The 19,674-nt window shown below is 70.0% G+C and carries 18 protein-coding genes and 2 pseudogenes; 13 read left to right on the top strand and 7 right to left on the bottom strand.

Going from position 1 to position 19,674, the window contains the following annotated elements; all coding sequences use genetic code 11:
• Position 1 precedes the first annotated feature (1 nt).
• Positions 2-1,093 (bottom strand): FUSC family protein, encoded by a 1,092-nt coding sequence (locus ACZ67M_RS16560; RefSeq protein ID WP_361364297.1) that lies wholly within the window; start codon positions 1,091-1,093, stop codon positions 2-4.
• 744 nt (positions 1,094-1,837) lie between these two features.
• Here ACZ67M_RS16560 and ACZ67M_RS16555 point away from each other — a divergent pair.
• From ACZ67M_RS16555 to ACZ67M_RS16545, 3 genes are all read left to right on the top strand, one after another.
• Positions 1,838-2,083 (top strand): hypothetical protein, encoded by a 246-nt coding sequence (locus ACZ67M_RS16555; protein WP_392101792.1) that lies wholly within the window; start codon positions 1,838-1,840, stop codon positions 2,081-2,083.
• Between the two features lie 26 nt (positions 2,084-2,109).
• A complete protein-coding gene (locus ACZ67M_RS16550) occupies positions 2,110-2,256 on the top strand; it encodes a hypothetical protein (RefSeq protein ID WP_392101917.1) in 147 nt (48 codons plus the stop codon).
• Between the two features lie 138 nt (positions 2,257-2,394).
• Positions 2,395-2,619, top strand: a complete 225-nt coding sequence (locus tag ACZ67M_RS16545; RefSeq protein WP_392101794.1) for a hypothetical protein — start codon at positions 2,395-2,397, stop codon at positions 2,617-2,619.
• A gap of 325 nt (positions 2,620-2,944) precedes the next feature.
• Here the strand turns inward: ACZ67M_RS16545 and ACZ67M_RS16540 are convergent, their stop codons facing one another.
• The gene (locus tag ACZ67M_RS16540) at positions 2,945-3,445 is read right to left on the bottom strand and encodes a MarR family winged helix-turn-helix transcriptional regulator (RefSeq protein ID WP_392101796.1); all 501 of its coding nucleotides are present in this window, start codon (positions 3,443-3,445) and stop codon (positions 2,945-2,947) included.
• 116 nt (positions 3,446-3,561) lie between these two features.
• Between ACZ67M_RS16540 and ACZ67M_RS16535 the strand changes: the two genes are divergently transcribed.
• Positions 3,562-4,806 (top strand): MFS transporter, encoded by a 1,245-nt coding sequence (locus tag ACZ67M_RS16535; protein ID WP_392101798.1) that lies wholly within the window; start codon positions 3,562-3,564, stop codon positions 4,804-4,806.
• Positions 4,807-5,268: 462 nt separating this feature from the next.
• The gene (locus ACZ67M_RS16530) at positions 5,269-6,201 is read left to right on the top strand and encodes an RNA polymerase sigma factor SigF (protein WP_469852039.1); all 933 of its coding nucleotides are present in this window, start codon (positions 5,269-5,271) and stop codon (positions 6,199-6,201) included.
• A gap of 100 nt (positions 6,202-6,301) precedes the next feature.
• On the opposite strand, the gene ACZ67M_RS16525 is transcribed toward ACZ67M_RS16530, so the two are convergent.
• The gene (locus tag ACZ67M_RS16525) at positions 6,302-7,690 is read right to left on the bottom strand and encodes a hypothetical protein (RefSeq protein WP_469852037.1); all 1,389 of its coding nucleotides are present in this window, start codon (positions 7,688-7,690) and stop codon (positions 6,302-6,304) included.
• A 342-nt stretch (positions 7,691-8,032) separates the two neighbouring features.
• On the opposite strand from ACZ67M_RS16525, the gene ACZ67M_RS16520 reads away from it, so the two are divergent.
• From ACZ67M_RS16520 to ACZ67M_RS16505, 4 genes are read left to right on the top strand one after another with little or no spacing between them, the layout of a single operon-like run.
• Entirely contained in the window at positions 8,033-8,707 is a 675-nt protein-coding gene (locus tag ACZ67M_RS16520) for an acyl-CoA dehydrogenase family protein (RefSeq protein WP_469851384.1), read from the top strand.
• Complete coding sequence (locus tag ACZ67M_RS16515; RefSeq protein ID WP_469851382.1) at positions 8,704-9,519, top strand: SDR family NAD(P)-dependent oxidoreductase; 816 nt, start codon at positions 8,704-8,706, stop codon at positions 9,517-9,519. Before ACZ67M_RS16520 ends, ACZ67M_RS16515 begins: the two co-directional genes overlap by 4 nt.
• Complete coding sequence (locus ACZ67M_RS16510) at positions 9,516-9,794, top strand: hypothetical protein (protein ID WP_469851380.1); 279 nt, start codon at positions 9,516-9,518, stop codon at positions 9,792-9,794. The genes ACZ67M_RS16515 and ACZ67M_RS16510 overlap by 4 nt, the downstream gene beginning before the upstream one ends.
• Before the next feature lie 4 nt (positions 9,795-9,798).
• Complete coding sequence (locus tag ACZ67M_RS16505; RefSeq protein ID WP_469851378.1) at positions 9,799-10,791, top strand: phosphotransferase family protein; 993 nt, start codon at positions 9,799-9,801, stop codon at positions 10,789-10,791.
• On the opposite strand, the gene ACZ67M_RS16500 is transcribed toward ACZ67M_RS16505, so the two are convergent.
• Positions 10,680-11,267: a TetR/AcrR family transcriptional regulator gene (locus tag ACZ67M_RS16500; RefSeq protein ID WP_469851377.1), complete on the bottom strand. Its 588-nt coding sequence runs from the start codon at positions 11,265-11,267 to the stop codon at positions 10,680-10,682. The two genes, ACZ67M_RS16505 and ACZ67M_RS16500, sit on opposite strands and share 112 nt — an antisense overlap.
• 130 nt (positions 11,268-11,397) lie before the next feature.
• Here ACZ67M_RS16500 and ACZ67M_RS16495 point away from each other — a divergent pair, with 130 nt between their 5' ends.
• A complete protein-coding gene (locus ACZ67M_RS16495) occupies positions 11,398-12,639 on the top strand; it encodes an MFS transporter (protein WP_469851375.1) in 1,242 nt (413 codons plus the stop codon).
• A gap of 505 nt (positions 12,640-13,144) precedes the next feature.
• On the opposite strand, the gene ACZ67M_RS16490 is transcribed toward ACZ67M_RS16495, so the two are convergent.
• Positions 13,145-14,734, bottom strand: coding sequence for a serine/threonine-protein kinase (locus tag ACZ67M_RS16490; protein ID WP_469851373.1), 1,590 nt, complete (start codon positions 14,732-14,734; stop codon positions 13,145-13,147).
• Positions 14,735-14,874: 140 nt separating this feature from the next.
• On the opposite strand from ACZ67M_RS16490, the gene ACZ67M_RS16485 reads away from it, so the two are divergent.
• Positions 14,875-15,674 (top strand): IS5 family transposase gene (locus ACZ67M_RS16485; protein ID WP_469852036.1). Its coding sequence is split into 2 segments (ribosomal slippage): positions 14,875-15,214 and positions 15,214-15,674, totalling 801 coding nucleotides; the frame shifts between segments, so codons are not numbered across the junction.
• A gap of 366 nt (positions 15,675-16,040) precedes the next feature.
• Positions 16,041-16,343: pseudogene (locus ACZ67M_RS16480) on the top strand (SAM-dependent methyltransferase); the annotation flags it as partial.
• A 403-nt stretch (positions 16,344-16,746) separates the two neighbouring features.
• Here ACZ67M_RS16480 and ACZ67M_RS16475 read toward each other — a convergent pair.
• Both ACZ67M_RS16475 and ACZ67M_RS16470 read right to left on the bottom strand, forming a co-directional pair.
• Positions 16,747-17,337, bottom strand: a complete 591-nt coding sequence (locus tag ACZ67M_RS16475) for a hypothetical protein (protein WP_469851372.1) — start codon at positions 17,335-17,337, stop codon at positions 16,747-16,749.
• Between the two features lie 88 nt (positions 17,338-17,425).
• Positions 17,426-17,818 (bottom strand): annotated as a pseudogene (locus tag ACZ67M_RS16470) (IS5 family transposase); the annotation flags it as partial.
• Between the two features lie 326 nt (positions 17,819-18,144).
• Here ACZ67M_RS16470 and ACZ67M_RS16465 point away from each other — a divergent pair.
• Positions 18,145-18,618, top strand: a complete 474-nt coding sequence (locus ACZ67M_RS16465) for a hypothetical protein (protein ID WP_469851370.1) — start codon at positions 18,145-18,147, stop codon at positions 18,616-18,618.
• Positions 18,619-19,674 lie beyond the last annotated feature (1,056 nt).

Below are 19,674 nucleotides of genomic sequence, written 5' to 3'. Positions count from 1 at the left end.
GTCACTCGTCGGCGGTGGACTTCAGGACGTCACAGGTGTTCTGGAACTCCTCCATCAGCCGGGTGGCCTCGACGACGAGGACTCCGTAGGGCCGGGAGGCGTCCGAGAGGGGAAGGGAGTCGTCGTGCGCCGCCGTGAGCACGTTCTGCAGGGCGTCCTGGGCGAGCGTGGCCAGGTGGCACATCTGTTCGGCCTGTTCGGTGAGACTGTCGGCCTCGAGGGACGCCATGATGTGGGCGATGTCGCGGAGACTGCTCGCGAAACGCGCGTACGCGCGCAGCGTCGGGGCGTAGGTGTAGGTGTTCTCCGTCTCGCGCCAGCGCCCCAGGCTGCGGGTGAGGGAGCCCAGCTGGTAGACCGCCCGTTCCAGGGCGTCGACGCTCTGCTTGTACCGGCCGAACGTCAGGTATCGGCGGTGGGCGGGCAGCAGGCGGCGCGGGTTGAAGGGGAGACTGTTCTCCGCGGTGGCAAGCCCTGCCCGTGCCTGCCCCACCGCACGCTGCGCGCTCTCACCGGCGGCGCGCCACTGCTTGGCCCGTCCGGCGTCCACGTCGCCCGTGCACAGGCCGTCGGCCATGTCGTCCAGCAGGCTTTCGATCTCGGCGGCCAGGACCTGGAGACCATGCTCGGCGCCGCGGTACCGCAGGGGCGGCGCGACGGTCAGGTTCACGAGGAGGCCGACACCGCAACCGACGAGGACCAGCAGGACGATCTGCCCGAGCTCGGTCACCCGTTCGCCGGTGCCGGCCGCGGCGGCGTAGGTCGAGAAGGCGAAGAAGGCCGCGGTGGCGACTTGGGAGCGCTGCTCACCCAGGGCGGGCCACTGCCCGATGGTGAGGGCGATCACGGCGACCAGGACGAACGCGAGCAGGTCCGGTCCGGCGACGAATCCGACGGCCGCCTGCACGGCCACCCCGACGGTGACCGCGGCGGTGTAGCGCAACGCCTGCCACACGGACTGGTAGATCGTCGCATTCATGATCAGTACGGCGGAGAACGGCGCGAACGCCGGCGAGGCCGCGTGCAGGACGTCCTGCGCCAGCCACCACGCCAGCGTCGCCGCCAACGCGCTCTTGCCCACCAGGAGCGCCATGTTCCGCTCGTGCCCGGGCGCATCCCACGCCCTGCGCAGCCATGCCCTGCAGCCTCGCACCCATTCCACGTTCGTGCCCCGAACTCCCACTCGCTGTTCCCGTACGGCGGGGCAGGTACGTGCCCGGGCGCATCCCACGCCCTGCGCAGCCATGCCCTGCAGCCTCGCACCCATTCCACGTTCGTGCCCCGAACTCCCACTCGCTGTTCCCGTACGGCGGGGCAGGTACCCACCCCAGGTCAGATATGTAGAAGAGCGAAGCATTGATTCCGGTGGTGTCCACGCCACGGGGGAGTGTGTCACCGAGAGGACGCGGTGGTGGTCGTGGCATTCCGGGGGCGGGGAGTGGGTGAGGCGTGGGTTGCCAGCCCTGCCCCGGTTGCTCCTGTCTCGAGGCGCTCTGCCTGGCGGTTGGGGCGGTCCCTCCCCTCGGCCGACCGGCTCCCGAGCGAGTCAGTTCCCTTCGCAGCCGAGGCAGCAGCGCCACCCATGCGGTACCAGGGCCTCTTGGGCGGCATTTGCGAATTAACGGCGCAAATGCATCTGCTGGCGCTACGAGCCCTGAATCGACAACCAAGAGCCGATGTGCGGTCCGTTCCCGTGCGGCCGGCGTGGGCTCTCGCAACCGCGGAGCCTCACCGGGAGCGTCCGGTTTGCACTGCGCGCTGCCGGCCTGTAGGGCCGCCGTGGAAGGCGGAACGTTGGCCGCTGAACCGCTGAACCGCTGGACGAAAGGGGAAGCGTGTGGACAAGGCGCGAATGATCGAGGCGACCGCAGGCCGGGCCGAGGGCATCTCGGCCGAGGACGTGGAACGGGTATGCGATGCCCTGTTCGGCACCGTTGAGCGGCCAGGTGTGATCGCCGAAGGTCTCAAACAGGACGTGACAGTGGTTCTGGGCAGCTTCGGCAGGTTCCGCATGAACGACCGCGACGCCGCGTTCGACCCGGGCACGGCGCTCACCGAGTATCTGCGCAGCGAAACGCGTTGAGCTCGCACACGGCGCGGCGAGGCCCCTTGCAGCGAACCGCGCCGAAGCGCGGTCTGCGCTCCGAGCACGCGTACGCCGCTGCCTTCGCCTCCATCGGCCTGTCCGTGGCGTCCTGGTATGCCTCGCTCGGGGTGGAGAAAAAGGGAGAGGAGCGCGCGGACCTCGCGGCATGAGAGGCGGCTCGTGCTGACCTCTTCCAGCCTGGCACGGTTGCCTTCTCGGCCCCGCCGGTGAGGGTCTTCCTGCCTTACCCGGCCGGGCCCAGGACCCCTCCGTTCGCCCGTGCGCGGCCCTGGAAGCACGCTGGAGGTGTGACCAGTGCTCCCATCGTGGTGCACCGGCCCTCCTTGACCGGGGGCCGGCGCGTCACGGTTCACCGTCGGGGACGGGACGAGATCCTCGGCATCGCCTACAGCGACCACGACCTCGTGCTGTTCCTCGAAGGCGTCGGCATCGCCGACCCCCAAGCCCTTCTGGACGACACGCGCTGGGTGGAGTGGCGCGACGGCCCCGCCCACGACTTCAGCGCCGCCTGACATCAGGCTGGACATGGAGCGGCCCTCATCCCCGGGGGGCGTGGATCAGCGGCCCATCTGCCACCACAGGGCGCCGGACGTGGCTCGCGGCCTGCGCCGGAAGGGCCGAGGACCGCAGGGACCGGTGCACGTGCGTCGCCCGGGGACGAGTGACGCCGACCGCGGTCACAGCCTCGTCAACCGGGCTAACCGGGCCGCCCGCATCAGCTCCGGGCCCGGTGTCACCCGGGCTGCCAAAGGCCGGTGAGCTCAGCGGCCTGGGGCTTGGCGTTCCCGGCAGCAGCGCCGGCTCGCCGTGGCCTGGCCGGTCTGGTGCGTGCGGTTCTCATGTGGTGTCGCCCAGGGCCAGCAGCACCTCCCGCAGACCCTCGGCGGTCCTGTCGACCAGGTCGCGGTCCACGGTGGCGAGAAGGTCGGCATAGTTCGCCAGGTGGTCGGCGAAGGCGGCCCGGGTGACCGCGTGTCCGTGGTCGGTGAGGCGGATCTTGACGGTACGCCGGTCGGTGCCTTCCCGTACCCGCTCGACCAGGCCCTTGGCCTCCATCTTGTCGATGCGGTTAGTGATCGCGCCCGAGGTCACCATGGACGCCTTGAGGAGAGCGCCCGCCGTGAGGGTGTAGGGAGGCCCGGAGCGCTGGAGTGTGGTGAGCACGTCGAACTCTCCGTGCTCCACTCCGTGTGCGGCGGCCGTGTCCTTGGCGGACTTGTCGATCACCCGGGCGAGCCGCTGGATCCTTGCGAACATCTGCACCGGCCACAGGTCGTCCGTCACATCGGGGCGCTCCTTGGCCCACTGTCCGACGATCACGTCCACGACGTCACTCATTCGCTGCCCTCTCCACGAGTTCCTCTCAATGTTAAGACACTTGACGTTGAGAGGATCCAGGTGATTTTATCTCAACGTTGAGATTATCAACGATGAGAGAGAGGCGGGCGCCTTCGATGCCCCAGCTCGCACTACACCCCGGCACCCGGGCACCGCTCACCGAAGCGGAGCCGGTGTCGCGCCAAGTCCCCGCCTTCTGGCTGGTGTTGATCGCCGCTCCGGTCGCCGCGAGCGCCAACGGCCCGGTCCTGATCCTCCCCGGCATGGCTGACTCGCTCGGCGTCCCGACGCCGACGGCGACGTGGCTGGTCACCGTTTTCGCCTGGGCCATGGCCGTCGGTACCCCGCTCATGGCCGGTTTGCTGCGCCGCGGCGGGCTCACCAGCACGCTGAGGCTGAGCACCGCCCTGATCATGACCGGGACCGCGCTCATCGCCGTGACGCCCTGGCTGCCGCTGGCCATGGCAGGCCGCGCTGCCCAGGCGATCGGCGGCGCCGGCCTGGTCACCGTGGCGATGAGCCTGGCGGGCTCGGTCCGCCGCATGGGGTTGATCACGGCGGGCTTCGGCACGTTCGGCGCGGCCGGTCCTCTGATCGGCTCCACACTCGCGGACCTGGCCTCATGGCGGATGTCGCTCGCGGTAGGAACGCTCGCACTCCTCGCCGTGCCCGCGATCAGCCACCACGCCGCCACGTGCCCGCCCGCGCCCCCGTCCGCGCAGTCGGCCTCCTTCGACGGCCGGGGCGCCGCCCTCCTCGTCGCGGCGGTGACGGCCCTCGTACTCGTCCCGCGCTACCCCCTCCCGGCGGTTGCCGCCTGCACGGTGACGGCCGCTCTGCTGGCCGCGCACATCCGCTGCCACCCCATGGGCTTCGTCCCGGCAGTGCTGCTGCGCACCCGGGCGTTCGTCCTTTCCGCGCTGCTCGCCTGCGCCCTGGCGACCTCGTACTTCGCGCTGCTGTTCACCGTCCCGCGGCTGCTGGGCGACCGCACCGGCTGGTCGGCCGCGGCGATCGGCACCGGCCAGCTGGTCGCCCTCCTCGCGGGCTCAGCGCTTTCCATGGCGCTGACCGCGGCCTCCGCTCGGATGGGCCGCCCGCGCATCCTGGCCATCCTGCTCACCGCCGCGGCGCTCGCCCCGTGTACCGCCGTACTGACCCCCTGGGCGCCGTCCCTCCTGCTCGTTGCGACGCTGGCCGTCTTCGCGGCGAGTGCAGGCCAGGCGACGCTGGCGGTATGGGCCGCCAACGCCGCACCGGCCGCCCAACGCCCGACCGCGATCGGACTGTTCAACCTCTGCTATCAGCTGGGCGGTGCCTTCGGGCCCGCCCTCGCGACCCTGATCACGTGGGGCGGCTGACACACCCCGCCCCGCCCCGGCCCCAACTGCGCGAGATGACCTCGCACACCTCAAGGAGCGATGACCATGAACGAGACGACACCCGCCGAGTCCGCGACCCACACCGTGCCCGCCGCCGTGCTGGCCCGTCGTGCGACTGCCGAGACATGCGCCGACCCCAGCAGCGTGATGACCCTCCTGGCGGATTCGCACCCCGCCGCGGGGGGTTTCACGAGCTACCGGTCCACCTTCGCGAGGGGCGCGGCAGGGGCGCCGGCCCACTTCCACACCCGTGCGTCAGAGTTGTTCTTCGTGATCAGCGGGGCGCTGCAAGTACTGGTGGGCGAGGAAGTCACCGTCCTGTCAGCCGCCGACATCCAGCCCGGCCAGACCGAGGAGACTTCCTCGCGGTGCCGCCCCATACCCCACACGCCTTCGCGGCCGCCCCCGGCTGTGAAGCAGACGTCCTGTTCGTCTTCACTCCTGGTATGGACAGACCACCAGGATGCGGACGACGCAGCCGCACTGCGCGAGATCCTGTTGGCCGGCGAAGAGGTACTCGGAGCGCTGCTGGCGACACGCGACCAGGTGGAGTCCGTCCTGGCCAGGGTCAAGGAGCGGGCCACGGCGCAACCGGTACCCCGGCACCAGCCGCCGGCGGCCACCGGCCGCGGCGACGCACGCGCCTTGTTCACGTACCTGCGCAGCGTGCCGCCGCACAGCCCCGAGCACGCGGAGCTGCGCAACCGGCTGGTCCGCATGCACCTGCCGCTCGTGGAGTACCTCGCGCGCCGCTTCCGCAACCGCGGTGAGCCCCTGGACGACCTGACCCAGGTCGCCACCATCGGACTGATCAAGTCCGTCGACCGTTTCGACCCGGACCGCGGCGTGGAGTTCTCCACGTACGCGACACCGACGGTGGTCGGCGAGATCAAGCGGCACTTCCGGGACAAGGGCTGGGCGGTCCGCGTCCCGCGCCGGCTCCAGGAGCTGCGGCTGGCCCTGACCACGGCCACCGCGGAACTCTCCCAGCTGCACGGACGCTCCCCCACGGTGCACGAGCTGGCGCAGAAGCTCGCGATCTCCGAGGAGGAGGTCCTGGAGGGCCTGGAGTCGGCCAACGCCTACTCCACGCTCTCCCTCGACGTGCCGGACACCGACGACGAGTCCCCGGCGGTCGCGGACACCCTCGGCGCCGAGGACGAGGCCCTGGAGGGCGTCGACTACCGGGAATCACTGAAGCCGCTGCTGGAGGATCTCCCGCCGCGCGAGAAGCGGATCCTGCTGCTGCGTTTCTTCGGCAACATGACCCAGTCGCAGATCGCGCAGGAGGTCGGCATCTCGCAGATGCACGTCTCGCGGCTGCTGGCCCGCACCCTGGCGCAGCTGCGGGAGAAGCTGCTGGTCGAGGAGTAGGCGCCTCGAAGGGGCGCGGCCCGGGCCGGCGGGAGCAATCCGCCGGCCCGGACCACGCCATGGGGGTGAAAGCCGGGTTGGGTGGTTCAGTCGGGTTGGTTCAGTTCACGGTGAAGAAGTAGTCATAAGGTGTCAGCTGCAGGCCCGAGCGGGTCGTCGCGTAGACCGTGAGGTCATGCCAGCCATCCGTGGCCGGGGTCCACTCGATGCTCGCGTGATGATCGGAGCCCGCCGGGACCGTGATCTCCGGGTCACCGTTGTTGAAGGTGTACGTGTAGCTCACGACGTCCTTCACCTTGGGCGCGAACGTGAAGGTGCCCGGCACGCCGACGCCACCTCCCGAGCCGTCTTCCGGGTAGGTGTCCGAGGAGACCGTGGGAGTGGTGTCGTAGCTGATGCCCCACCACGCCTCGTCGCTGACCCAGCCGTTGGCACTCTTGCTGGTCACCCGGAGGTTCTCACCGAAGAGGCCTTCCAGCGCCAGCTCCGTGGTCGCTGTTCCGTCGGACCGCGCCGTGATGTCGAAGGTCCTGTCGGTCCGACCGCCGATGGTCTTGACGGAGTAGCTCACGACGGGGCTCTTCGCCTGAAGCTCGGGATCCGGACGGAAGGTGAATTCGGTCGGCTGACCGAACTCGGGTCGCGGGACCGCCGATGACACACGGGGCGCCGTGGAATTGATGCTGAAGTCGTACCGGGCGATGTCCGACGCGTTGTAGGCGCGATCCAGGCTCCGCACCCACAGCGTCATCGGACCGGAAGCGTTCGGCGGCACCAGACTCAGTGTGGCCGAACCGCCGAGCCCGTCGGCGCGTATCCGGTACTCCGTGGTGGCGTACGGGTCGACGGGCTGCGGGATGCCGTACTCACCGATGCTTGTACCGATCACCGGAAACACGGACTGCCAGGAGAACACGAAGCCCTCGACGTCGGTGTCGCCGTTCGCTTTCAGTGTGAACTCGACCGGCTCGCCGCCCTCGTTCCACGTCTCGGCGGCGTAGTTCGACGAGGTGATGGTCGGGGCCTTCGTCGGCTTGCTGTTGTCGACAGTCACGTAGCAGGGCGTCGTCCAGTCCGAGGCGGCCTCCCCGACCACCGTCTGCGCCTGCCACGCGTAGCTCTGCCCGTCAGCCAGCGCGCCGGCCGGCAGGGTGGCGGCAGCCTCGAACCCGGGGGTGGCGTACTCGCGAGTGACCGTGGTGATGTTCGAAGGATCGGCCACCGGCCACATTTGGAACCGCACGCCGACGCGGGAGCCTCCCGTGTTCTCCGTGACCCCGGGGATGCCTTGGACGATCAGACCTTCGCGGGCCGAGCGGTAAGAGGGCCGGTCCGCATCGGTCGAGCAGTGCCTGTACCCGTTGAACAGATGAGTCGGTGCGGTGAGCGTCCCCCCGTCCGCCTGTGCCGGGGTCGCCGCGCCGGCCAGCGCCAGGCCGAGGGCCCCGAGAGCGGCGAGCACCGTACGCGCTCTCGCGCCAAGGAACATGGTCAAGTGATCCCTCCCTCTGAACGCCCGCAACGGCACCCCGATGGGTACAGATGTGCGAGCGGTGAGCAGATCATACTGGTGCGCCACAGGTCAGCGCCTGGGAATTGAACGGCCGGGCGTGACTGCCGAATCCGGTGTCCGGAGCGTGGTCCATGGCGGCGCCAGGAGTGCGTACGGTCGGCCGGGCACGACGCCATCCCGGGGTCGTCCCGTCTCTCGCGACGCCAATCGCCCGTTCGGCCCGCCCCGCTCGGAGACCTTCGAGTCAAAGGCATGACAAAATGCAGCGTTTGGTGGAGCACCGGCATTGGGCACCCGGACTGCCGATTCGTCATCTTCATGGGGCTGACCGACCTGCACGCGCCTCGCCACGCCCGGCACTCCATGGTGCTGGTGCCGCTCGACACCCCGGGTGTGCGCATTGAGCGGATGCTGCCGGTGTACGGCTACCTCGACGAGCCCTACGGCCACGGCGAGGTGTCCTTTCACGATGTCCGGCTTCCCCTGGATGCGGTGATCGCCGGTCCCGGCCGCGGATTCGAGATCGCCCAGGGCAGGCTCGGGCCGGGCCGCATCCACCACTGCATGCGGCTGATCGGTCTCGCCGAGAACGCCCTGGAACTGGCTTGCCGACGGGCCGTCTCCCGCTCCGCCTTCGGCAAGCCGCTCAGCAACCTGGGCGGCAACCGCGAACGCGTGGCGAAGGCCAGGATCGCCATCAGCCAGGCACGACTGCAGGTCCTGCACGCCGCATGGCTGCTGGACACCGCAGGCACAGCCGCCGCCCTCAGCGAACTGTCCCAGGTCAAGGCCGCCGTTCCCCTGATGGCCTGCGAGGTGATCGACATGGCGATCCAACTCCATGGCGGTGCCGGCCTGTCCGACGACTTTCCGCTTGCCGCCGCGATGGCCGCCGCTCGCGCGCTGCGCCTGGCCGATGGCCCCGACGAGGTCCACCTCGGTGTCGTGGCGCGAGCCGAACTGAACCGCTATCGCACGCGGGAGGCAGGATGAGCAGGCGCATCCTCATCACCGGCGGAGCCTCTGGTCTCGGCCGCGCCCTGGCGGAGCGGTACGCAGCCGACGGGAACCGCGTCCTGGTGGCGGACCACGACCAGCCGGCCGAACTTCCCGCCGGCACCGAATCGTTCATCCGGCTCGATGTCCGGATCCACAACGACTGGCAGCGCGCTCTGAACTGGTGCGAGGACCACTGGGGCGGCCTCGACATCCTGGTCAACAACGCCGGAGTCATGGCGGCCGGACGCATCGAGCGCCTCCATGCCGACGACTGGAACTGGATCTTCGACATCAACCTCAAGGGTGTCGCCGAGGGGTGCCGTACATTCGTTCCCCTGTTCAAACGGCAGGGCAACGGTCAGATCGTCAACGTCGCCTCTTCAGCCGGAATGCTCAATGAACCCGGCATGGCCTCGTACAACGCCTCCAAGGCGGCTGTCATCTCCCTGTCCGAGACGCTCCGCCACGAGCTGGGACCCTTCGGTGTCCACGTCAGCGTCGTCTGCCCGGGCCCCATCCGCACCAATCTCAGAGCCGCGTTGCACAGCCCTGATCCCGTACTGGCCGAGCTCGCCGACCGCAGGGTCCGCGACAGAGGGCTGGCCGCTCAGCAGGTGGCCGAACAGCTCGTCGACGCGGTATCGAAAGGTCGGTTCCTGATCGTCGCCCACTCCGAGCATCGTCGCGCTGTATGCCTCAAGCGGCTTCTTCCCCGCGTGGCCGACGCACGGACCGCCAGGAGGTGGCGGCGCACCACCAGACGGCTTCGTACCCAGGACGAGCTGGAGCAGGGGAGGGCGGCATGACCGACAGGAGGAAGGCGCTCATCAGCCAGCGTGCCGGCCATCTCGTGGCCACCCGCACGCCGATCACGGTCACCACCCTCCATCCCGGCTCCATCGCCACGGACCTCAGCGCGGGCGCGGTGAGCTCACCACTGATGACCACCACCGAGAAGGGAGTACGGTCCATGGCGAAAGCCATCGAGCGCGAGCGGCCTGACGCGAAGGGTCCCGCCTGGCCACGGGTTCCCGTGGGATACCTCATGCGGCACCTGCCTCTGCGACTCGTGGCCAGGTGACTTGATGAACCGAGCTCCTCAGAGTCCGGTCCGCGCCGAGGACTCCTTCGACGTCGAGCGCATGCACAGCTGGCTGACGCAGCGCATCGACGGCCTTGCCGGCCACCTGCCCGACATCACCCAGTTCACGGGCGGCGCCTCCAACCTCACCTACCTGCTGCACTACCCACATCTGGGCAGGGAACTGATCCTGCGTCGGCCGCCGACCGGTAAGAAGGCCGCTTCCGCGCACGACATGGCCCGTGAGTATCACGTCCAGGAGGCACTGAAGCCCCTCTATCCCCTGGTCCCCACGGTCCGGGCCCTGTGCGAGGACCCCTCAGTCATCGGCACCGACTTCTACGTCATGGACAAGGTTCCGGGCCTCATCCTCCGCGGTAGCCTCCCCCATGGCATGAATCTGCCGTCAGCCAGAGCCCGTGCACTGTCCGAAGCCTTCGTCGACACCCTCACCGACCTGCACCAGATCGACCCCGCTGCCGCAGGCCTGGCCGACCTCGGCAAAGGCCGCGGCTACGTCCGCCGGCAGGTTGACGGCTGGACCCGCCGCTACGCCCAGGCCCGCACCTGGAACACGCCCAGCTTCCGTCGGGTGACAGCCTGGCTCGCCGACCACCAGCCCGATGACTCGGCACTCTGCGTCATCCACAACAACTGGCGCCTGGACAAGTGGGCCCGCACCCGACGTCGTCGGCGCGAGGGGATCGCGGGTTCACCACGGGAAAGGACTCCTGCCTGTCGGTCGCTCGCAGCCTCGAGGGCTGGGTGCGCGTGGGGGGGGCGCCGCCTTGGCTGTGGCGGGCGAACGGTGCCGGTTGCCGGGCTCGGCGCGGTCCGAGGCCGGCGGGACCGGATCTGTGCGCCGTGCGCGGTGCGCTGTGCGACTCAGCCGGCCGGCGTGTTCCCGCCGTCGTCGGGCGCGCGGCGGTTGGCGATGGCGTCGACGACGGCCGCCACCCCCGCGCGGTCGGTGGGCCGGGTGTCGACGGAGTTGTGAATGGAGAAGCCCTCGACCAGCGCGTCCAGGGCGCGGGCCGTCAGGGGGTCGAAGTGCCGGGCCAGCGACTGCCGACTGGCCCGCATCCAGGACCGCACAACCTCACGCACCTCCGGATGACGCGCGGCGAAGACGTACAGCTCGTAGGTCAGCAGCAGATTGCGGTCGGTGCCCCAGACCTTGCCGCAGATGATCTCGACCACGGCCTCCCGTGCCTCCTCGGGCGTCCGGGCCGCCTCCAGCAGGGCGCCGTAGCGGGAGGACACGGATTCGGCGAGGCGGGTGAAGGCCGAGGTGAGCAGGGACTGCATGTCGTCGAAGTAGTAGGTGAGCGAGCCCAGCGGCACGCCCGCCGCCTCGGCGATCCTGCGGTAGGTCACCTTGATGGCGCCGTGCTCGGCGATGACGTCGAGTGCCGCGTCGAGAATTCGCTCGCGCCGCCGCGGGTCGTTGGGTCCGCGGGTACTGCCTGCCATGTCCGTGGCCCGCCTCTCTCCTTCTGCTTCCACCGGCACCATCGTAGTGTGTACATTTGTACACGCCCGGACGGAGGTCCGTGTCCGGTCGTACTCCGGCCCTCCCTCAAGGACTTCAGCGGAGTTTCCCTTGACCGATCGCACTGCACGCCGGCGGCGTCGCGCCCTGTTCCTGTTCTTCTTCCTGCCCGGCATCGCCATGTCGTCCTGGATCACGCGCACGCCGGACATCCGGGACCAACTGGGAGTGTCCACCGGACAGATGGGGCTGGTCCTGTTCGGCCTGTCCGTCGGCTCCATGAGCGGTCTGCTGTGTTCCAGCCGTCTCGTGGCGAGGCTCGGCACCAGGCCGGTCATCGGGATCGGCGGGCTCCTGATACCCCTCAGCATGCTGGTCATCGGGGTCGGTACCACCGTGCCGTCGCCGCCCCTGGTGGCCGCGGGACTGTGCGTCTTCGGCGCCGGTATGGGCGCGGGTGAGGTGGCGCTGAACGTGGACGGCGCCGACGTGGAGCGCGTCACCGGCAAGGCCGTCCTGCCCCTGCTGCACGGGGGCTTCAGCCTCGGTACCGTCATCGGAGGCCTGCTCGGCATGGCCGCGACGGCCGCGGAGTTCCCCGTCCACTGGCACCTGGCCGCCGCCGCGCTATTCGCTGCGGGAGTCCTGCCCCATGCCCTTCGCAGCATCCCCTCCGGAGTCGGAATGCGCGGGGCGCCGCGGGCCGGAGCGGGACGGGGCGAGGCGCCCGCGGTGTGGAAGGACCGCGGGCTCCTGCTGATCGGCGCCATCATCCTGGCCATGGCTCTCGCCGAGGGCGCCGCGAACGACTGGCTGCCGCTGCTCATGGTCGACGGCCACGGCCTGGGCGCCACGGCGGGCTCACTGGTCTACGTGGGGTTCGCCGCGGCGATGACCGTGGGGCGCTTCAGCGGGGAGTTCTTCCTGGAGCGGTTCGGCCGGGCCGCCGTGATGCGGACGAGTGCCGTCTCCGCAGCCGTGGGCCTGCTCCTGGTCATCTTCTCCGACCATGTCGTCGTGGCGTCGGGCGCCGTCCTGTTCTGGGGGCTGGGGGCTTCCCTGGGCTTCCCCGTGGCGCTGTCTGCGGCGGGGGACTCGGGCCCCGACCAGACCGCTCGGGTCAGTCTGGTGGCCACCCTCGGGTACGTCGCCTTCCTGGTGGGCCCGCCCGGCCTCGGGTTCCTGGGCGACCACTACGGGCTGCGCCCGGCCATGACGTTGGTGCTGGCCTTCGTCGTCCTGGCCGCTGTCCTGGCACCCGCCGCCGGCGCCCGCGCCCGTGGTCCGGAGTCCGTGCGGAAGGGTGCGCCCCGGTCCGAGGACCCGGACGCGTCCCGCGCGGAGCTGCTCTGAGCCGACCGGGAGCGGTCGCTCGGAGCACTCCGGTCCTGGCCGAGGGCCTTCGCGTCCGCCGGCTCCCTCACCTGACGGCCGGCCCGTCCAACTCCTCGCGCCGGGCGCTCCGCAGATCACCCTCCGCCTCTTCGAGGCGGGCGCACACCGCCGCCGCACCCTTGGAACCGAGGTCCTGGACCCGGCACGGGACCTCGGCGCGGATCCCGATGCCCTGGCCCACCGTCAGCCCCGGGAGTGACCGGTGCGACTGCGCCGACGGCTGTCGTGCAGCTGGCGAGAGGCGGGGCGGTGGCCGCCTCTGTCAGGGCCGCCCGCACCCACCCGTACCCGTAGCCGGCACTCCCGCTGGGCGCCGGCGCGACCTGCCCCTCTCTCCGGCCGCCGGCCGCCGGCCAACGCCGCTTCGCCACCGCCCTCGCCCGTCGCCCGAATCGACTACGGGCGGCGGCCCAGGTCCCGGGCTGCCGCGCGCCGGACCGCCGCCCGTCGTCGCATGCCGTCCTCAGGCGGTCTTGCTCCAGACGGTCATGCCCAGTTGCAGGAAGGCCTCCTGCGGCAGGGCCGTCTGCTTGACCTGAATCGCGAGTGCCCCGACGCCACCGGAGTCGTCACCGACGCACAGTTGGGTGCCGGCCTCGGCCGCCGCGAGCGACCATGTGCGGTAGTCGGCGCCAACGGCGCCGCCGAGGAGGTGACGGCAGACGTCGAGGGAGGCGGCCTTGCCGTTGAACAACTGCACGAACCGGCCGGTGACGCTCTGCAGCGTGCAGCCGACGCCGCTCTCGCACACCAGGCGGATGTCGCCCTTGAGATCGGAGCGGAGCATCGGCTCGTCGAGGCTCAGCGAGTTCGTCCGGTCCAGCCACACCGGGGAGAGCAGGACGGCTCCCGACGGGGAGGCGCCCGGCAGGGGCTGCGAGGCCCGGTCGGAGGGGCCGGCGTTGGGCGAGGTGCGGGACCCGGATGCCGTCGAGCGGGGGGACTTCGGCGGCCCGGTGGTCGGATCGGAGGCGCCCGCGGCCCGCTCACCGAGGCCGAGCCGGTCGTCGGCGAACCACGTCGCACCCGTCACCACCAGAGCGCCCGTCGTCACGGCCGCGATCAGTGCCCTCCGTCCACCGGGCGTCTGCCGCCGGGCGGGCCCCAGCGACAGCGTCGCGGCCGCGGTCGACGGACCGGCGGGTGTGCGCGCCGGGCCCGGCACGGTCGCCTCGGGTCCCGTGACCTCGCTCCAGAGGGCCGGTCCCGTGCCCGGGTCGGCGTCCGCCTCCAGCCGCTCCCGGCACCACCGGACAATCTCCGCCGGCGTGGCCCGCTCCCGAGGGTCGGCCGCCAGGCAGCGCGCGAACAGCGGGCGCAGCGCCTCCGGCAGCCGGGACAGGTCGGGTTGTTCGTGCACGATCCGGTACAGCACGACCGGCGCCATGCCGTCCCCGTACAGCGGCTCGCCCAGCGCCGCGAAGGCGGCCGTCTGGGCCAGCGCGAAGACGTCGGTGGCCGGGGAGATGTCACCGGCGGTCGCCTGTTCGGGAGCCATGAAGTGAGGCGTGCCGACGGTGGAGCCGGTGGCGGTGTGCGAGGAGAGGTCGGCGGCGACGGAGATGCCGAAGTCGATGACGCGCGGCCCGTCCGCGGCCAGCAGCACATTGGACGGCTTCAGGTCCCGGTGCACGACGCCCACGCCGTGGATGGCCTGGAGGGCCTCGGCCGTGCCGGCCATCAGCCACAGCACGGCGGACACCGGCAGCGGGCCACGCCGGGCGACGGCCGCCGTGAGGGACGGCCCGGGCACGTACAGCGTGGCCAGCCAGGGGGGTACGCCGTCGGTGTCGGCGTCGACGAGTTCCGCGGTGTAGGCGCCCATGACCCGGCGGGCGGCCTCCACCTCCCGGCGAAAGCGCCGCCGGAAGGCGGGGTCTTCGGCCAGCTCCGGCCGCACCACCTTGATCGCCACCGGGCGGCCACCCTGGGTGTGCGACAGGTACACCCGCCCCATGCCCCCCGCGCCGAGCCGCGCCACGAGCCGGTAGCCGCCCACGACGGGAGGATCGCCCTCCTGGAGAGCCTGGAACCCCCCGGTGTCACTGCTCATCGAATGGTCATCCGGCCCCCCGGTGTCACTGCTCATCGAATGGTCATCCCCCTATCCCCGGCCGGGAACGGCCCGGCGGGACCGAAGCCTAAGACGTCATCTCATTTGGTCGTCTCGGTAGGCTGTCGGTCGTGGTGGGGATCGTTGAGCGGCTGGTGCCGGATGACTTGTGGGCTCTGTTCCAGCGGGTGGTGCCTGAGGCGCCTTCGCGGCCTCAGGGCGGTGGTCGGCGCCGGCATGGCGATAGGGAGGTCCTGGCGGCGATCGTGTTCGTGGCCACGTCGGGCTGCACATGGCAGCAGTTGCCGTCCGCGTCGTTCGGGCCGTCGGGGGCGACAGCTCACCGCCGTTTTGCTGAGTGGACGAAGGCCAGAGTCTGGGCCAAGCTCCACCGCCTGGTCCTCGACGAACTAGGATCCCGTGGCGAGCTGGACTGGTCCCGCTGCGCGATCGACTCGGTGAACATGCGAGCCCTGAAAAGGGGGACCTGACTGGCCCGAATCCTGTCGACCGGGGCAAGTACGGCTCAAAGATCCACTTGATCACCGAGCGAACCGGTCTGCCCCTGTCCGTCGGAATCTCCGGGGCGAATCTGCACGACAGCCAGGCCCTGATCCCGCTGGTGAAGGGCATACCACCGATCTGCTCCCGCCGCGGTCGGCGGCGACGCAGGCCCGGAAAGCTGCATGGCGACAAAGGCTACGACTATGACCACCTGCGGCGATGGTTACGCGGGCGCGGCATCAGGCACCGCATCGCCCGCAAGGGCATCGAGTCCTCCACCCGGCTGGGGCGGCACCGCTGGACCATCGAGCGCACCATGGCCTGGCTGGCCGGATGCCGTCGCCTCCACCGCCGCTACGAGCGCAAGGCCGAGCATTTCCTCGCCTTCACCAGCATCGCCTGCACCCTCATCTGCTACCGCCGTCTGACCACGTGAACGGGCACCGGGTTCCACCGCCGATTGCAGCAATATGGTGCGGGTGAGCAGATCATCCGAACACGTACAGAACGCAGCCCCTCTCTGGCACGAACACCTTCACGCCCCCTTCCCGGCCAGCCTACGAGGTGCCGAGTTCGGGGGCACGGACATGGTGTTGCTCGACGCGGACACCGCTGGCTGCGTTCTTACGTGGCTGAACAACGGTGGCACTCTCGCCCCAGAACGCTGCCGCATCCTGCAGAGCTGCATCGAAGACCTAGATCGAGTCATCCCTGAGATCACCGATCCTGCAGGAACCCGGTACTACCAACGCTTGCGCCAGCTTGCCCTACTCGTCGCAGCGAGCCTCACACAGGCCAAATGAGATGTGCTCTTATCCGCCGCAACGACCGCGATGCGATCGTCAGCTACTACTGGCAGATCGAGCAGCGCTGGGAGCAGGAACACTTCCTCGAGATCGTGGTCGCCCAGATCGAGCCGGATGGGGCAGTGCGAGCCTGCTCGGAGCGGTTGTCCATCTGGCCCTACCGGTATGAGGACCTCGTGGCGCAGTTGCGCAGTGTCGGGCTCACGGTGCAGTCCACCACCTTCGACACCGACAGCGATGGATACCTGGTGGTCGCCAGCCGCGAGCAGGCGCGAGGCACGTCTGAGCCGGTGCGTTGATCCGCCTTTCGTCGTTGTCGACCTGTCACCTGCGAGCGCCTGCAGCGGGTTCTCTCCGCGAAGGGGAGAGCGCTTGAAGTGGTTCTGTGACGGTCGAGGCGAGTAGGGCCGCGCAGGATGCAGGGGAGACGGACGTCGTCCTGTTCACAGACCCGGACAACTGCACGAGTAACTCCTGCTACAGGGCATCGGCTACGTCATCTCGCCGACTTCGCTCAATACAGGTTCTCCTACCAGAGGCCGGATGACCGGCGCCCTGGACAATGGCCCATGAAGGCTCGCCGGTAGCGGCGACACGGCGGGATTTCGCGCGCCACCCGTTGCGTGTCACTGCGCGAACAGTGCATGACCCAAATACTGCCTCTTCACCTGTAGAACGTGCTTAGACGTCATTTCTTATGGTTCAGGTGGGGGCTTGAGTGGCCTGGGGAAAGCCCAGCTGGTCGAGCAGCGTGCTGAAGAGGTCTTCTGCGAAGGTCTCGTGTGAGCGAAGCAGTTCTTCAATCCTGGTTGTCTCCGGCGTGAGGGGGACGCCAGCGGCTGCGGCCCAGGCAACGGCGCCCTCGGCGTCGGTGGGTATCTCGGCGTCGAGTTCGGCGCGCTTATGTCTGACGGCTTCGTGGAACTCTGGTGTGTCCAGCCACAGGAGTTGATCTTCGAGGTCTTCGGGCTCCTCGGCCAGAAGCCTGGCGGCGATGTCCAGATTGAGCCACGCCTGCCAGCGCTGTTTGGTGGTGTCCAGTCCGGTCACGAGAGCGAGGGAACTGTCGGAGACGTCGGCGATGCAGGCCGATGCGCTGCTCCACTGAACCAGGGCGGGCAGGTCCGCGTCGTCCCATGTCCCGGAATCGATCTGAAGCGTCTGCCAGCCGCCTGACCGTGACTCCCATGTGCACACGGTTGCCTTGAGTTCTTCGTCGAGGCTGTCGAAGACGGGAACTTCCAGCAGGGGGCGGTTGCTGCAAGCGAAGACCAGGTGACCCGAGAATCCCACGACAGTTCCTCCTTCGGGATGGTGAACGCACCTTATGGGCTGCCGGTGACAACGCGGGCCTGGTCAGCGTCGGCGCAGTGGGCCAGGCTCATCTGCTGAGACGGCGATACCCGATGAGGGTTGCGGCGATGGCAACGAACGCGAGGAAGTGCTCGGCTTTGCGTTCGTAGTGGCGGTGCAGGCGGCGGCTGCCGGCCAGCCAGGACACGGTCCTCTCCACCACCCAGCGATGTCGGCCCAGCCGTTGCGAGGACTCGACGTTCTTGCGGGCGATGCGATGGCGGATTCTCCGCGCGCGGAGCCACCCGCGCAGGTGGTCGTAGTCGTATCCCTTGTCGGCATGCAGTTTCGCCGGACGCTGGCGGCGCCGGGGCCCACGGCGGGACCGGACGGGCGGGATGCCGCGCACGAGCGGCTTCAGGCCCTGGCTGTCGTGCATGTTCGCGCCGGAGACGCCCAGGGACAGAGGCAGCCCGTTCCTGTAGTGATTAGGTGGCTCGGCGGCAAGGCGGGCCGACTCGCGGCCGACCGCGCCCGCGGCACGGCCGCGAGGCCCGGCTCGTCGCCGAAGCCGCCATGGACCGCGTGCGGGACATGCCGGGATCAGGCGCGTGAGGTCGATGTTGGGGTTGAGGTCGGCGGCGAGGGTCAGCAGCGGCAGCGGCTGAGGGCCCAGGCCCGTCACCGTCGTCCGGTGCGGGCTGCTGCCGGGCGGGGTGGGGTCGAAGAGGAGCACGAAGTTTGCGAGTGGAGCACGACAGCTTGCGAGCGAGTCGACGGTGACTCTCTGTACGGTGGCTCGGAGGAATGGCGGTTCTCTTTTCCCGGCGGCCGGCACCGGCCGCGCTGTCCGCCGAGCTCATCCACAGCAGCAAAGCCGCCGAACGCCTCGCCTGCATCGCCGATGTCCCCTCTGACGCCGATGGTGCCCTCTACTTCGCCTGCCTCCTCAACTTCGCCCAGGAATCCGACAGCGCCCTGTGGTGGTGGCAGTTCGCCGTCGGTGCCGGCAACGCCACCGCCGCCTACTGTCTCCACCTCCACCACCTCCTGCGCGGCGAATTGCGCGGCGCAGGCCACTGGGCCCACCAAGTGCTCGACACCGGCGTCCACCTCATCCCCACCAGGACACCGACGCCCATCCACTGCGCCACCCACTCCGCTCCGGCCCTGCGTGAGGCCGTCGAACGCCTCAGGGTCGAAGAACTGGCCCAAGCCCCCTTCCACCACCCCGACCACCGCCTCGCCGACCAGATCGAGCACCTCGCCGACGCCCGCTGACCACCGACCTGCACCAAGGCCCGCCGCCCGGGCCGGCTTCCTCACCGGCCCGGGCACCGCCGTGCAGGCGCGAGCGCAAGCTGGTTCCGGCTGAAGCGCATGCCCACATGGAGACGGCCGGTGCCCGAGAACGCCCTGTTCGCCACCCCTACACGGCCATCTACAGGCCGTGACGCACGCCGCCCGGCCGCTCCCACACCGCTACGCCCACCTTGATACTCACCTCGTCCGTGACCACATACCTCACGCCACCGCTCGGCTACGCCCCACGGCAACCCAGGAGCGGGACCTCGACCGTGGGCCGGAGAGCCGGCCGGCCCGGACGACCGCCCCCTGGACAACGACCGCCGCGCGAAGCAAGGGAAGGCCGGCACTCGGTTGCGGCGCTGCCCCCTGGGTCACCCGCGCCCGGCAGGCCGCCCCCGCCCTCCGCAGACGCCTGATGAGGCTGGCCCCCACGTCCTGTCCGACCTCGCCTGCTCTCCTCTTCCTCGATCACCCCGGGCCCTGATGTGCTGACGTACTGTCAGCATGCCCTGGCATGGGGGAAGTTGCGATGAGGGGGAGGCCTGCATGCCCTTAGCGTGGTCGTACGCCCGCTCCGACGGAACACGAGACTGCGCGCATGCCCCACGCGCGCAGTCCCTGAGGGCCCTGCAGGTTCCAGAGTGGATCTGGCGATTCACTTTGAAGCACGGGGATGGCCTGATTCTCCCAAAGCTACATGGAACATCAACTGATGCAGAGTAACCACCCCGCCCTTCCTGCTACTGCTCGGGCCGCAGGCCCGCCAGCCGCACCGCGCAGCGGTGCGGCCTGTGCGGTGCGGAGCACCGCCGGGTGACCGGAGCGCAGCGCAGGACACCCGCGCGGGGCCGGAGGCCCCGCCGCTCCGGGAGCGCAGCGGACGGAGCGTCACCCGCCCTGCGAAGCAGGGCGGGTGAGCTGCTCGCGCAGCGAGCAGCCAGCGCTCCCGCGGAGCGGGAGCGCAACACCCGCGCGCAGCGCGGGGGTTCGCTTGCCCATCGCGCAGCGATGGGGGACCCGCTCCGCGGG

Source organism: Streptomyces sp. NPDC107500, assembly GCF_055582785.1.
This window is presented reverse-complemented; position numbering and strand designations above follow the sequence as displayed.